Raw genomic sequence first — 13,455 nt, 5'->3', positions numbered from 1 at the left:
ATTAAAGGATAAGTTTCAAATCGCGGGTTGCCTCGACGAACCTGTCCATGTCCTCGAACAGCTTCTTCGGGGTTACGCGCGCGTATATCTGGGTGGTCTTTATGTTGGAGTGTCCCAGCATTTTGCAGATGGTCTCTATCGGCACTCCCTCCTCGAGCGTGACCAGCGAGGCGAAAGAATGCCGTCCCATGTGGTAGACAAGGTCCTGGCTCAGCCCTGCCATCAGGCGCAGGGATTTCATATTGGCCCTGAGCGTGTGGTAGTCCTGCGGCGGGAAAAGAGTCTCGCGGGTATCGTCCCGGTATTTCTCAATCAACGCGACGGCTTCCGGAAGCAGCTTGACACGTCCGAGGTAGTCGGTTTTCTTTCGCTGGTATTTCAGCCAGAGGCTGCCCTCGTCATCCCGGAAGAGGTTCTTCCGGGTGATGCTTACCGCATCGGCATAGGCGGTGCCGGTGTAACAGGCGAAGAGGAAGAGGTCCCGGGTGATGACATGTGACCTGCGTTTTTCCGGTATCTCCAGATCACGCAGCTTCTCGAAATTCTCACGGCTGAGTGCTTTCGGTGTTGTCTCCTTCTGCTTGGGCAGCTTGAAGTGGCAGAAATGGTATTTCTCCGAGTGGCCCTCCTTGTAGGCGATGCGGCAGATCTTTTTCAAGATGGCCAGGTAGCCGCGAAGCGTGTCCACGGCATATCCCTTTTCCAGAAGGATGAAATCCTGATAGTCGCGGATGAACTGCTCGTTGAGCTGCCCGAAGACAAGGTCCGGAACCTTGAATTTCGCCTTGATGAATTCGGAAAGCGTGCGGTAGGTGAAGAGGTAGGTCGAGAGTGTGGTGGGCGCACGGTCCACACCGACACGGGCCTTCATTTCCCCGTTATGCCGGTCGAGAAGTTTGAGCAGGGTCATCTGCATGCCCGCATTGCCCTGGAACATGTCCCTGACCGCGGCGGCATCGAAATCCCTTTTTCTTTCCATGAGGGAATTGAAGGCCGAGTGTACGGCAAGCAGCAGTCTTTCTATTTTTTCATTGGTCTCCACCGCTTCCCGGCTCTTGCCGTTCAGCCGGCTCTCACGCGCGTTCCACAGCCCGGGGGTGCAGGAGAGCTTGCAGCTGAACTGCGCCATCGTGCGGTTGAGGGTGATCCGTCCCATGATCGGGGCTTTGCCGGTCTTGTCCGGCTCGCTCTTTTTCAGGTAGAGCAGCACCTTGAATTTTTCCACTTTCATAACGCTCTTTTTTAGGTTGTAAAAATACTCCTTTGAAAAGCGTTCTTTGGCATGCAAAACATTGAGAAACAGTGAATACAAATCCGCTTTGTTCTTATCGGTAAAAATTCGGTTACCTGCCGTCGTTTCCGAAACAGGCGGCTAACAGTCTGGTAACTGAAACGTCGCAATATTTTGTTTTCTTTTGCAGGTCTGTCTGTTCTGCAATTCTCGCAAAATGCTTAATTATAAACGTTTTACGTTTAATTATCGTCATTCTGTTTTTTATTGCATTTCTAAATATTACTTACACTGCCCGTCATACCTGGGCTACGATGGCATACTATTGTGAGGTACATCCCGGTGTTATTTCCGAAGCGATGGGGCATTCTTCCATCACCGTGACGGAAACGTATCTGAAACCTTTCAAGAATAAGAAAATTGATGAAGCGAATGTAGCGGTTATTTCTTCCTTAAAGAAGGTCTATAGTGTAGGTAAGTTGTTGAATTAGAGAACTGTTACTTTGTAGGTAACGGGAAGAAAAGACGCTGCAAATATGGGTATATTTTGGAAAACATGCAAACAAAAATGATATTTTTTCTGATAAACTACTAAAAAAAGGAAACACACAGAATAAAACTGCGGATTTTTTGAGAAGAACACGGCCTGGTCTTTAATTTTTGCAAAAGATTTCCCTCCCCTCTGCCATCGTCTGAGAGCAGGGGTTAAAAATATTCTTTACTTATTCAATGAATGTAGTCCGCAGACGCCTCTGTCGGGGTGGAAAAGTACGCTTTCCCGTTACCTACAAAGTAACGGAAAGACAGACCACCAAGATGAGATGGATTATGAAATGACAGCAAACAAATTTTTTATTTATTAATTGTATAACATTTAATTTACTTTTATGAGAAAATGGACGTATTTGGTCGCAACCTTGCTAATGGCGGGTACGACAGCTACATTCACGGGATGTATTGATACCGATGAACCGGAAGGTATCGTTGATCTGCGGGGAGCAAAATCCGAACTGATTAAAGCACAGGCTGCGGTAAAACTGGTGGAAGTGGAATGGCAAAAAGCGCAAGTAGCTTATCAGGAACTGGTAAACAAATCTAAAGAATTGGATAATCAGTACAAAGAGTACGATGTTCAGATGCATGCTTTAGACGTGAAACTGAAAGAACTGGAAGTAGAACGCGCACAAGCTGCTACCGAACAAGCAAAAGCTGAGGCGGAAGCTAAGATTGCTGAAGCTAACAGAAACAAAGCTTACTGGGAAAATAAAATGGCTGAAGAAGCTGAAATCTTCAAAGCAGCTATGTTGAACTATCAGACTCAGACAGCACAGGCACAGGAAGCTTATGATAATGCAATGAAACTCATTGAAGCTGGAAAACTTCTGCTTTCTGATGGAGAAAAAGCAATTATTGATAAAGCACAGCAAAGACTTTATGTTGCTTCTGCTAGCCTGAACCAATATTACACTGCCTTAAAGACAGCTCAGGATAATTATTATGATGCATTGGTTAATCCTAATCTTCCGACATTAGCTAGCTTACAGGCTGAATTGAAGTTGGCACAGATTGCAGTTGAAAAGGCAGAAATCTTATTGGATGAGAAAAATAATATGTTAGCTTTGGCAGAAGACTTTGATGCAGCTGCATGGGATGATAAGATCCTGGATCTGAAGAAGAAGAAATCTGAATATGAAAGTGAAAAGAGCAAAGCTGATGTTGAGATCGCTACTATTAAGACTTCCGCAGATTATAAAGCTGCAGAACAAAAAGTAGCCGAAAAGATAAAAGCGCGTAAAGCTGCTAAAGAGGCATATGATAAAGCTGTAGCAGACTCTACAACACAGGTTAATACTCAGCTTGATATTGCAGCTTATAAATCTGAACCTATTAATGAAGGATTGAAGACATTATTTAGTAGTAGCAATGATTTTACATCTTTAGATGGATATACTGTTAGTACGGGTGTGTTTGATTATCCGGCTGTTCAGTATACACAAACTGAGTACAATGCTGATTTGAAAATAGAAGATGTAACAGCCAGAACTAGTCAGGCATCTCTTACTCTGATGAAAGTAAATGCCTGGATTGATGCTTTAGGTAAATATTCTGTAGACGAAAATGGAGTTGAATGGAATAAGTTGACTTTGGCAGAAAAAGAAAAGACAGCCAAAAATGCTAAAGAAAAATTTGAAAAGGATAAAGCTAACTGGGAAATTTCTGCAAAAGCGGTAAAAGGTACAGCAACTACAGTGCCAACTACTGATCTGAAAAAGGCGACAGATACTTATAATTCTTCTTATGCCGCAGTAGAATCTGCAGTAAAAGCTTATAATAGTGCATGGGATGCCGTATATCAAGCTGCTTATGATGATGCTGTAGAAAAAGAAAAAGCTTCGGTATTGGAGAAAACATACCGTGACAATATGATTACCGCATTGTCTCCTACTAGTAAGGCTGCATGGGATGCATTGACTCCTGCTGAACAAACTACCAGTAAACTGGAAGCTATATTGGACGATACAGTGAAACAAGCTAAAGCAAAGGCTGATGCTAATGCTACTTTGGCTGAATGGCTGAAACTTGATCAGACTGTTGCTGAATTGGCTGCCAAAGGTGAAGCTGCAGGAAATCAAGCTCTTGCCGATGATAAAGATAAGAAAGTAGAAAAGGCTAAAGCTGCATTGGTTAAAGCTGCTGGAGAGGCTGCTACTGCTGTTGCTAAGGTGGCTCCTGCAATTAGTACTTATTCTGCTCTTGCTGCTAATCCTTATGGTCAGATACTGGCTAATACAGTTAGTGTTGAAGATATGACAGGCAAAGATGCTTTCTATAAAGAAGAGGAAAAAGATGGTAAGAAAACTGGCCACATGCAGGCATTACGCTCTGATATTTCTGCAGATGAATTTACTAAATTAAGTGCAACTAAGTTAGATCGCAATACAGCTGAAGATGCTTTAGAGTATACTTCTGATGCTACTTTTGGTACTGTGATTCCTGGCGAAGACAGACTTGTTGAAGTAACAGAAGCAATGGTCCGCGCTTATATTAAGCAGAATAATAGTGCTGTTTTGACTGACTTTGGTACTTTGGGAGCTATGATGGCTGCTAATGACGATGTACAGACTTGCAAAGATATGATTGCTGCTGCCGATTTGATTAAACCATTGAAGGCTCAAATGGAAGGTGTACTTGCTGATCTGAATGCAGAAATAAATACGAATACTGCTTTAATGGATCCGTTTATTGCAAAAGCTGACGAAACTCGTATTGCTCTGAAGACTGCTAAAGAAGAGGTGAAGAAAGCACAAGAAGAACAAGATGCTTTGACTGCTGAAGCTGAGGCCAATAGTAAGAAGTTTGCTGAATTGATCCAAGATTACATTGGCTTGATCAGTGTTGTTCAAGATCAGATTGATGGTATCAACGGTGGTGTTGTCACTGGTTCTGTGGTAACTGTAGAATCTGTTCTGAATTATTGGAAGAATCAAGTTGCTACTCAGGAAAAATCAGTTGAAGAAGCTAAACAGAAGGTTACTGCAGCAGAAAAGAGCATTGAACTGTTCAACAAGGGTGAATACAAGGAAGCTTATGTAATAGAACAGAAGAAACTTGCTTTGGAAACAGCTCAAGAAGCTTATGATGTAGCGAAAGCAATCTATGATACTGCTCTTGCACAAGTTAAATCCGTATTGGAAACCTTGAGTAAGTAATTTCTTAATCACGTAAAAGTAACAAAATGATAAAGAAACTATGCACATTACTTTTGCTGACCTGTATAACAGCTGCGCCTTCATTGGCGCAGCGTTACAGCAGCAGTGATGATGCGTCGTTTGCTCCGAAGAAAGGACAGTGGCAGGTTTCGGTTTTACTTGGTAGCGGAAAGTTCTTCAATGAGAACACCTCTTATCTGCTTCCCAAGTTCACCAACACCGAAGGAGTCGTCGGACTTCCCAATGGAGGAACGGATAACTCCGGTGACCTGAACCGCTATCTGAATATCGGTAGTCTGAATAATAATAGTCTGGTCAATATAGCCGGAATCGAAGGCAAGTATTTTCTGTCTGACAACTGGGACATCAATTTCCAGTTTAGCATGAACATCAGCCTGACTCCCAAGAAAGACTATGTAGAAGGCGACAACAGTGTACCCGATATGATCATACCCGCGCAAAGTTATATCAATGCGCAGATGACTAATAACTGGTATACCTCTGTCGGCTCCAACTATTACTTCAAGACTCGCAACGAACGTATTCATCCATACGTAGGAGGCGCCCTTGGCTTCCAGATGGCACGCATTGAAACTACAGAACCATACACCGGCGATACCTATAAGGATAGCGATGATTCGGAAGAACTTCCTTCTCAGGTCTATACCGCAGGAAGCAAAGCCGGTCAGATGTATGGTCTGAAAGTAGCTGCCGTAGCAGGTATCGAGTATAGCATTGCCAAAGGATTTATTTTCGGGTTCGAGATGCATCCTTTAGCTTATCGCTATGATTTGATACAAATTTGTCCGAAAGGATTTGATAAGTACAATGTCAGTCACCATAACATCAAGATTTTCGAAATGCCTGTGGTGAAACTTGGCTTCAGATTCTGACGAACAATGATTATACAAATGTATAAATGAAAAGTGAAAGCCGCTCTGCTGGTATTGGCGGGCGGCTTTTCTTTCTTTTCAAGAAGAAATAAAAGTCCGATGAATAGATGTATAAGACTTTTGCCCTTTTTCATTGGGGTATTAGTATTGGGGAGCTTGCTCTCAAATAAAAGGTTACAGAATTGACGGTAGTGCGCCTCTGCCGGAATTTGAGGGTAAAATGGTTTACATGAAAGATGTTTCGACGGATGCCCCTGTTGACAGCGCAAGGATAATAAATGGAAAGTTTGCTTTTGCAGACACGACAAAAATAGAAAATCCGGTCATAAAGATACTTTCGATCCATGCCAGTAAAATGGGACTGGAATACCGTTTGCCTGTTGTGATTGAAAACGGTACCATAAAAGCGAGTATTGCCGATGTCGTTTGTACGGAAGGAACGATGCTGAACGAACGGATGCAGGATTTTCTTCTGGCTATAGATGCATATTCTGCTGCTTGTACGGATAAGCCGGTGGAACAGATAAAATCCGGTTTTTCGGAATTACTAAAGAGATATATCGAGATGAATAATGACAATGTAATTGGTACTTATATTCAGACGGCTTACCAGTCATCACTATAATACGATAAATATTCTTTTTCATTTCTATAATAAATAAGATATACGAATACAGAGATAATTAAATAAACAAGAGCTCAATCATAATAATCCTTCTCCTGATATCTTCCGGATTAATGCACTACTTCTTTATGAAGGGGATATCCATAAGACGAGAAACAAAGATGCGCCCTTGCGAAAGTCCGGATTTTTGTATTATTATGTTTCTAAGGACGTTCCTGTTCCCACATTTCCCCTTTTTCCCCAGGAACGTCCTTTTATTTTTCAACTAGGTTTGTATTTTTATTGTAAAGCACGGATACGTACTTCTATTTCTTTTTCGTTTTTTAATCCGTCCTTCACTTCATTGATATTCGTATCTCCGTAATGGTACGGATACAAAATATGTGGTTGAATGGTTTTTGCAGATTGTATAGCTTGTTCCGGTGTCATCGTATACGGTTGGTTGACAGGCAGGAAGGCTATATCGATATTCTTTATTTGTTTCATTTCCGGGATATCTTCCGTGTCTCCGGCAATGTAAATCCGGGTGCCGCCCACAGTGAGGATATATCCGTTGTCACGTCCCTTGGGATGGAATTTATCTCTACCGGGAGTTGTATTATAAGCAGGTACTGCTTCCAGTTTGATTTCGGGTGTAATTTGCAGTATATCACCATTTTTCATGGCTTGTCCTTTGTCCAGCATCTTCTGGCAATTCGGATTGGCAATAATTTTTGTATCCGGGGTTTCGATCGCAGCAATTGCTTTGGTATCGAAATGGTCATGGTGTTCATGTGTTATCAGGATATAGTCAGCTTTCGGTTGTTGTGTAAAGTCTGCGTAATCAGAGACTGGATCAACAAAAAACTTTTTTCCAGCATATTCTATTAACAAGCTGGCATGCTTAAAGAAAGTGATTTTCAGGCTTTTCCCGTTCTTGGTGGTAAACGAATCCGTTTCGAAGTTCTGCATCTTTGTGGTCAGATTAATTGAATGATTGAATAAACAGGAATAAGCAAATCCGTAAGAAAGGCACAGCGCGAGTGCTACTAATAAAATCTTTTTCATATCTATACAGAGTTTGGTTCCTTACAAAGATAAACATCTATAGCGATTTATCAGTTCATGATTAAACATATTCTGTTAGAAATTAACTTTCTTATTGAGAAGTAGGATGATAGGCAGTAAATAAGAAAGGGATGAAGCATTGGTGAAAAGAGAAAGGCACAGAATCAAAATGTCCTGTGCCTTTGCTGTTTGTTATCTGATAGTAATCAGCTTTTACGCATTCAACGCTTGCTCAATATCCGCAATGATATCATCCGCATTCTCGATACCTACGGACAAACGGATTAAGTCGGGACGTACACCTGCTTCCATCAGCTGCTCATCCGACAACTGGCGGTGAGTATGGCTGGCGGGGTGAAGCACACAACTACGGGCATCAGCTACGTGAGTCACAATAGCGATAAATTCTAATGAATCCATAAACTTGATAGAGACATCACGTCCGCCTTTCAGTCCGAAGGAGATCACTCCGCAGGAACCGTTCGGCATATATTTCTGTGCCAGTGCATAGTATTTGTTATCCGGCAGGCCGCAATAGTTAACCCAGGCCACTTTCTCGTTCTTAGAAAGATATTCTGCTACTTTCTGAGCGTTACGGCAATGCTGAGGCATACGCAGGTGCAGTGTTTCGAGTCCAAGATTCAGTAAGAAAGAATTTTGCGGGCTTTGGATACTGCCGAGGTCACGCATCAGTTGTGCAGTTGCTTTGGTGATGTAAGCACCTTTGCCGAATGCTTTTGTATAGGTCAGACCATGATAAGATTCGTCCGGTGTACAGAGTCCGGGGAATTTGTCTGCATGGGCATCCCAGTCGAAGTTGCCGCTGTCGACGATACAGCCACCTACGCTTGTTGCGTGTCCATCCATGTACTTGGTAGTAGAATGAACGATGATGTCTGCTCCCCATTCGAAAGGACGGCAGTTGATAGGAGTCGGGAATGTATTGTCTACAATCAAAGGTACTCCGTGACTGTGTGCGATACGGGCAAACTTTTCGATATCCAGCACTTCGAGAGAAGGATTGGAGATTGTTTCTCCGAACAGTGCTTTTGTATTAGGCTGGAAAGCTGCCGAGATTTCTTCTTCGCTGGCATCCGGATTAACGAATGTAACGTCGATGCCGAGTTTCTTCATGGTGACACCGAACAAGTTGAATGTTCCTCCGTAGATGGCGGATGAACAAACGAAATGATCTCCTGCCTGGCAGATATTGAAAATGGCATAAAAGTTGGCTGCCTGGCCGCTGGATGTAAGCATAGCAGCTACACCACCTTCAAGGGCGGCAATCTTGGCGGCAACCGCGTCATTAGTCGGGTTTTGCAGGCGGGTATAAAAATAACCACTGTCTTCCAAATCGAAAAGGCGTGCCATTTGTTCGCTGGTATCGTATTTGAAAGTTGTACTCTGATAGATGGGCAGCACACGCGGCTCACCCTTTTTAGGCGTCCATCCGGCCTGTACGCACAGGGTTTCGGGTTTGAATTGTTTTGCCATAATGATATAGGGTTTTAAGTTTTATTGCCAAAAAAAGTTTTAACGGGGCAAAAGTAGGGAAAATAATTGTATTTTTGTCCTGTTTATAAGTGAAATGATACTGATAAGGTAGTAGTCGAATATGAAAAAAAGATTCTATATTCTTTTATTAATTAGTTTTCTTCTTTCGTTGGCTGATGTGCAGGCGCAACAAAAAGCTACTCCGAAAGCAGGTGAGGGGATTTCTACTTTTTTGCTGCGGCACAACCGTGCTCCAAAGAAATATTATGATGATTTTGTGGAACTGAATAAGGCAAAGCTGGGGAAAGGGAATGTGTTGAAGCTGGGGGTAACGTATACTATTCCTCCTGTCAAGAGATCGGCGGCGGCTGATAAAGAGACACCGGCAAGAAAACAATCCTCAAAGGCTTCGAAAATAGGAACCACTCTTCATGAACCTCTTTTCGGTAAGCAACTGGCGAATGTAAAGGTCACTTCCAACCGACTGGCAGGTGCCTGCTTCTATGTAGTCAGCGGGCATGGCGGTCCTGATCCGGGAGCCATCGGACGGGTAGGGAAGCACGAACTTCACGAAGACGAATATGCCTATGACATTGCACTTCGTCTCGCCCGGAATCTGATGCAGGAAGGGGCGGAAGTGCATATCATTATTCAGGATGCCAAAGATGGTATCCGTAATGACGCTTACCTCTCTAACAGCAAGCGTGAGACTTGTATGGGCGACCCGATTCCATTGAATCAGGTACAGCGTCTTCAGCAGCGTTGCAATAAAATCAATGCTCTTTATCGGAAAGACCGTCAGAACTATACTTACTGCCGCGCTATCTTCATTCATGTAGACAGGCCGCAGCAAAAAAAAGCAGACGGATGTCTTTTTCTATCATTCCAATAAGAAAGCCGAAAGCAAACGGCTGGCAAACAATATGAAAGATACGTTCGAATCCAAATATGGAAAGCATCAGCCGAACCGCGGCTTTTCCGGAACGGTGAGCGGACGCAATTTATATGTACTTTCACACACTACCCCCGCTTCTGTTTTTGTCGAACTGGGGAATATACAGAATACATTTGACCAGCGGAGACTGGTGATGGATTCCAACCGTCAGGCCCTTGCCAAATGGTTGATGGAAGGCTTTCTGAAAGATTTTAAAGGGAGAAAATAAACTTCAATCTCTTTTTTTCGTGAACAAAACGAAAATCGGGATGTTATATATGTGCAAATCGCCTGATGACTGCTTGTAGGTATGCGAATATATATGAGTCAGTGAATATGCCTCCCCGGCATAACAGGAAGATTGCATAGTAGTTTTGTCGTGTTTTATTTTGTGTTTGTGTTGTGACGGTGCTGCGATGTGAATCGGGGTACCGTTTTTTTTGTTAAAAAGTCGTCTTAACTTCATTTTTTTCAGAACTCTTGTGAACAAAATCCGAATTGGTGCGTTATTTATTATGCAAATCGCCTGATAAAGCTTCTTATGGGTATGCGAATATAGATAAGTCAAGCAAGGTATGCCTCCCCGGCATTACAGGTAAGATTGCATAGTAGTTTTGTCGTGTTTTATTTTGTGTTTGTGTTGTGACGGTGCTGCGATGTGAATCGAGGTGCCGTTTTTTTGTTATAACCGCTTTGGGGGTATAACCAGGGATTATCCGACATAATAAAATTCTGTGATTCAGTCTGCCGGAAAATGTCTTCCTTTGCAAAAAAGAAATAATTTAGTATCACTTAAATCAAATCATTTATGTTCAATGAAAAGAGAAGCAGCATGCTGCACGGTGTCCTGTTGATAGCATTATTTTCTTGTGCTGCGTTTTATATTGGCGAGATGTCTTTTGTAAGAAGTATTTCTTTCAGTCCGATGATTGTCGGTATCATTTTGGGTATGCTTTATGCCAATAGTCTGCGAAATCACCTTCCGGAAACGTGGGTGCCGGGTATCCAGTTTTGCTCGAAGAAGATTCTGCGTATCGGTATCATTTTATATGGCTTCAGATTGACTTTTCAGGATGTGATGGCTATCGGGTTGCCGGCTATGCTGATCGATGTGATTATTGTGGCGGTGACTATTTGTGGCGGTATCTATCTTGGTAAATTGCTGAAGATGGACCGTGGAATCGCATTACTTACTTCCATCGGAAGTGGAATTTGTGGAGCCGCCGCCATTCTGGGGGCTGAATCGACCATCAAGGCAAAGCCATATAAAACGGCTGTATCCGTGTCTACTGTCGTGATTTTCGGTACTATTTCCATGTTTCTGTATCCTTTCTTGTACCGGAACGGATTTTGTGCACTGACTCCCGATCAGATGGGAATTTATACGGGGGCTACCCTGCATGAGGTTGCCCATGTAGTAGGTGCCGGAGACGCGATGGGAAACGGTATTTCGGATTCTGCCATCATAGTGAAAATGATTCGTGTGATGATGTTGGTTCCTGTGCTTCTGATTACTACCTATCTGGTGGCGAGAGCGCGGAAAAGACAAGTGCAGAAAGGGCAGAAGTTTCAGAAGATTGCAGTGCCCTGGTTTGCAATAGGTTTTATGGGTGTCATCGCTTTCAATTCTTTTGATTTGCTTCCTGCGCAGTTGGTGGCAGGTATTAACACACTGGATACCTTTCTGCTGACAATGGCTATGACGGCACTCGGAACAGAAACAAGCATCGATAAATTCAGAAAGGCCGGAGCCAAACCTTTCGTACTGGCTCTTTTACTTTATGTGTGGCTGGTGGTCGGAGGATATTTCCTTGTGAAGTATCTCACTCCTTATCTGATGTAAGGGAAAAACGTCTTCTTGCAAAATACTTATTATCACTTTCACCGCAAATTGTACAATCTTAGACGGATAAATTAAGTGTCAGTCATTGAGAACTTCCCATTTTATCTGTATGATAGATACAATTTGTGGCGAAAGTGATGCGTTTCATCCGGGCAGGCTATATTTATCGCTTTTCTTTCGGATAGTTAGGACCGTAAAGCATCGTTTTTTTGCGGACAACCAATTGACCGTCTTTCACAAATTCCTCTCCCCGTTCACTGAGGTGGCGGATCATTTCTGCACGCATTCCTGTCAGCAGCTTTTTATATTTCTTGTCGTTCACAGCATTGTGCAGTTCTTTAGGATCTTTGGCAAGGTCAAACAATTGCTCTTCACCTGTATAGAAGTACCAGATATATTTAATCTTTCCGTCGGTCAAGGCACACCAATAGTTGTCATCACTGTAGCAAGTGGCATGTTCCAGGTCGATGTATTTGCGCCATTCCGTTTCTGTGCCTTTAGCCAGAGATAGCAGAGAGCGTCCGTCTATGTCGGTGGGAACGGAGGTTCCCGCTATTTCGAAGAAAGTTGGTAGCAGGTCACGGAGTTCTACGGGATTATCCACCTTGCCGGGAACGACTTGCGCTTTGGCTGGCCATTTAATAATATAAGGTATGTGCGTAGATCCTTCATACGGGTAAGTCTTTCGCCAGTGGTAGTGATCTCCCATCATATCTCCATGATCGGAAACGAAAATGATAAGGGAATTATCATACATTCCCTTGTCTTTTAAGGTCTGGAGGACACGCCCTATCTGTTCGTCTATGAAAGTGATGTTGGCATAATAATAGCGTTTGGAGTGACGTGCATATTCATTTCCGAAGTTGCCGTAGGGAGCATCTTTGGCTGCTTTTTCGGGGTCCAGTTCTTTGGCATATTTCCCACACCACTCACCAATGACGGGATCGGGAACCTGCGCATCCTTATACATGTCGAGAAAGCGTTGAGGCGGGTCGTACGGGCTGTGGGGACGGGCAAAGGAAACTTTCAAGAATAAGGGCTGATTGCCGTTATCATAATTCTGTATCATCTGACAAGCCATTTCACCGGTCCAATAAGTAGGGTGCAGACTTTCTTTCAGTTTATAGGTAGCTGCTCCGTGATCGTTCCATCCGATTCCGGTTTCATCCGGGTTCTTTCCCGGTGCCTGTATTTGAAACCATAAGCGATAGTCACTGATGAAATTCGGATCTTCCCGGCGTCCGCTTTCATCCAGCAGCGTTCCTTCGAAACCGTGTTTGATTCGTTGCGGATGCCAGTGCATTTTTCCGATACCGAAGGTATAATATCCGGCATCTTTCAGCATCTGAGGCATTTCGTGGTTGTACTTGGGGGCAACTTTACCGTATCCTAACAAGCCATGATGCCAGGGAGACTGTCCGGTCAACAGTCCGGCACGGGCAGGGGTACTGCTGGGACACGAAGAATATCCGTTCATAAACAACGTTCCTTCGCTTGCCAAAGCGTCCAGATGGGGGGAGATAAGAGATTCATTACCCATGCATCCCATGGCGTCGCCACGTTGCTGATCGGTCATAATTAAGATAATGTGCGGTTGTTTTTGTGCATAGGCCAAAGATGAGCACAATCCGGCCGTGACGGCAAATGTACATTTCAGGTTAATCATATTTTCTGGTTT

At 43.4% G+C, this 13,455-nt stretch carries 8 protein-coding genes and 2 pseudogenes; 6 read left to right on the top strand and 4 right to left on the bottom strand.

Translation table 11 applies throughout. The features are described from left to right. Nucleotide 1 precedes the first annotated feature (1 nt). A complete protein-coding gene (locus BT_RS09770) occupies nt 2-1,231 on the bottom strand; it encodes a site-specific integrase (RefSeq protein ID WP_004311259.1) in 1,230 nt (409 codons plus the stop codon). A gap of 314 nt (nt 1,232-1,545) precedes the next feature. On the opposite strand from BT_RS09770, the gene BT_RS24560 reads away from it, so the two are divergent. From BT_RS24560 to BT_RS09750, 4 genes and pseudogenes are all read left to right on the top strand, one after another. Continuing rightward, nucleotides 1,546-1,722 carry a hypothetical protein gene (locus BT_RS24560; RefSeq protein ID WP_270293895.1) on the top strand — a complete coding sequence of 59 codons (177 nt, stop codon included), beginning with the start codon at nt 1,546-1,548 and terminating at the stop codon, nt 1,720-1,722. A 396-nt stretch (nt 1,723-2,118) separates the two neighbouring features. Further along, on the top strand, nt 2,119-4,941 hold the full coding sequence (locus BT_RS09760; RefSeq protein WP_008766274.1) for a hypothetical protein: 2,823 nt from the start codon (nt 2,119-2,121) through the stop codon (nt 4,939-4,941). Nucleotides 4,942-4,967: 26 nt separating this feature from the next. After that, nucleotides 4,968-5,834, top strand: a complete 867-nt coding sequence (locus tag BT_RS09755) for a BT1926 family outer membrane beta-barrel protein (RefSeq protein WP_008766273.1) — start codon at nt 4,968-4,970, stop codon at nt 5,832-5,834. A 99-nt stretch (nt 5,835-5,933) separates the two neighbouring features. Further along, nucleotides 5,934-6,459: pseudogene (locus tag BT_RS09750) on the top strand (DUF4369 domain-containing protein). A 279-nt stretch (nt 6,460-6,738) separates the two neighbouring features. On the opposite strand, the gene BT_RS09745 reads toward BT_RS09750, so the two are convergent. Together BT_RS09745 and BT_RS09740 are read right to left on the bottom strand one after the other, a co-directional pair. After that, the gene (locus BT_RS09745; RefSeq protein WP_008766271.1) at nt 6,739-7,506 is read right to left on the bottom strand and encodes an MBL fold metallo-hydrolase; all 768 of its coding nucleotides are present in this window, start codon (nt 7,504-7,506) and stop codon (nt 6,739-6,741) included. 213 nt (nt 7,507-7,719) lie between these two features. Next, nucleotides 7,720-9,000, bottom strand: a complete 1,281-nt coding sequence (locus BT_RS09740; RefSeq protein WP_008761151.1) for an O-acetylhomoserine aminocarboxypropyltransferase/cysteine synthase family protein — start codon at nt 8,998-9,000, stop codon at nt 7,720-7,722. Nucleotides 9,001-9,121: 121 nt separating this feature from the next. Between BT_RS09740 and BT_RS09735 the strand changes: the two are divergent. Next, nucleotides 9,122-10,163: pseudogene (locus BT_RS09735) on the top strand (N-acetylmuramoyl-L-alanine amidase). Between the two features lie 579 nt (nt 10,164-10,742). Beyond that, nucleotides 10,743-11,777 carry a YeiH family protein gene (locus BT_RS09730; protein WP_008766269.1) on the top strand — a complete coding sequence of 345 codons (1,035 nt, stop codon included), beginning with the start codon at nt 10,743-10,745 and terminating at the stop codon, nt 11,775-11,777. 163 nt (nt 11,778-11,940) lie between these two features. Here the strand turns inward: BT_RS09730 and BT_RS09725 are convergent, their stop codons facing one another. After that, the gene (locus tag BT_RS09725) at nt 11,941-13,443 is read right to left on the bottom strand and encodes an arylsulfatase (protein WP_008766268.1); all 1,503 of its coding nucleotides are present in this window, start codon (nt 13,441-13,443) and stop codon (nt 11,941-11,943) included. Nucleotides 13,444-13,455: the final 12 nt, after the last annotated feature.

Source organism: Bacteroides thetaiotaomicron VPI-5482 (genome assembly GCF_000011065.1).
In the GTDB taxonomy this organism is placed as follows: domain Bacteria; phylum Bacteroidota; class Bacteroidia; order Bacteroidales; family Bacteroidaceae; genus Bacteroides; species Bacteroides thetaiotaomicron.
This window is presented reverse-complemented; position numbering and strand designations above follow the sequence as displayed.

Bases quoted from the DNA above. Each gene is read 5' to 3' on its own strand.
- BT_RS24560 (WP_270293895.1), top strand. From the start codon at position 1,546: ATGGCATACTATTGTGAGGTACATCCCGGTGTTATTTCCGAAGCGATG.
- BT_RS09740 (WP_008761151.1), bottom strand. From the start codon at position 9,000: ATGGCAAAACAATTCAAACCCGAAACCCTGTGCGTACAGGCCGGATGG.
- BT_RS09770 (WP_004311259.1), bottom strand. From the start codon at position 1,231: ATGAAAGTGGAAAAATTCAAGGTGCTGCTCTACCTGAAAAAGAGCGAG.
- BT_RS09760 (WP_008766274.1), top strand. From the start codon at position 2,119: ATGAGAAAATGGACGTATTTGGTCGCAACCTTGCTAATGGCGGGTACG.
- BT_RS09755 (WP_008766273.1), top strand. From the start codon at position 4,968: ATGATAAAGAAACTATGCACATTACTTTTGCTGACCTGTATAACAGCT.
- BT_RS09730 (WP_008766269.1), top strand. From the start codon at position 10,743: ATGTTCAATGAAAAGAGAAGCAGCATGCTGCACGGTGTCCTGTTGATA.
- BT_RS09725 (WP_008766268.1), bottom strand. From the start codon at position 13,443: ATGATTAACCTGAAATGTACATTTGCCGTCACGGCCGGATTGTGCTCA.
- BT_RS09745 (WP_008766271.1), bottom strand. From the start codon at position 7,506: ATGAAAAAGATTTTATTAGTAGCACTCGCGCTGTGCCTTTCTTACGGA.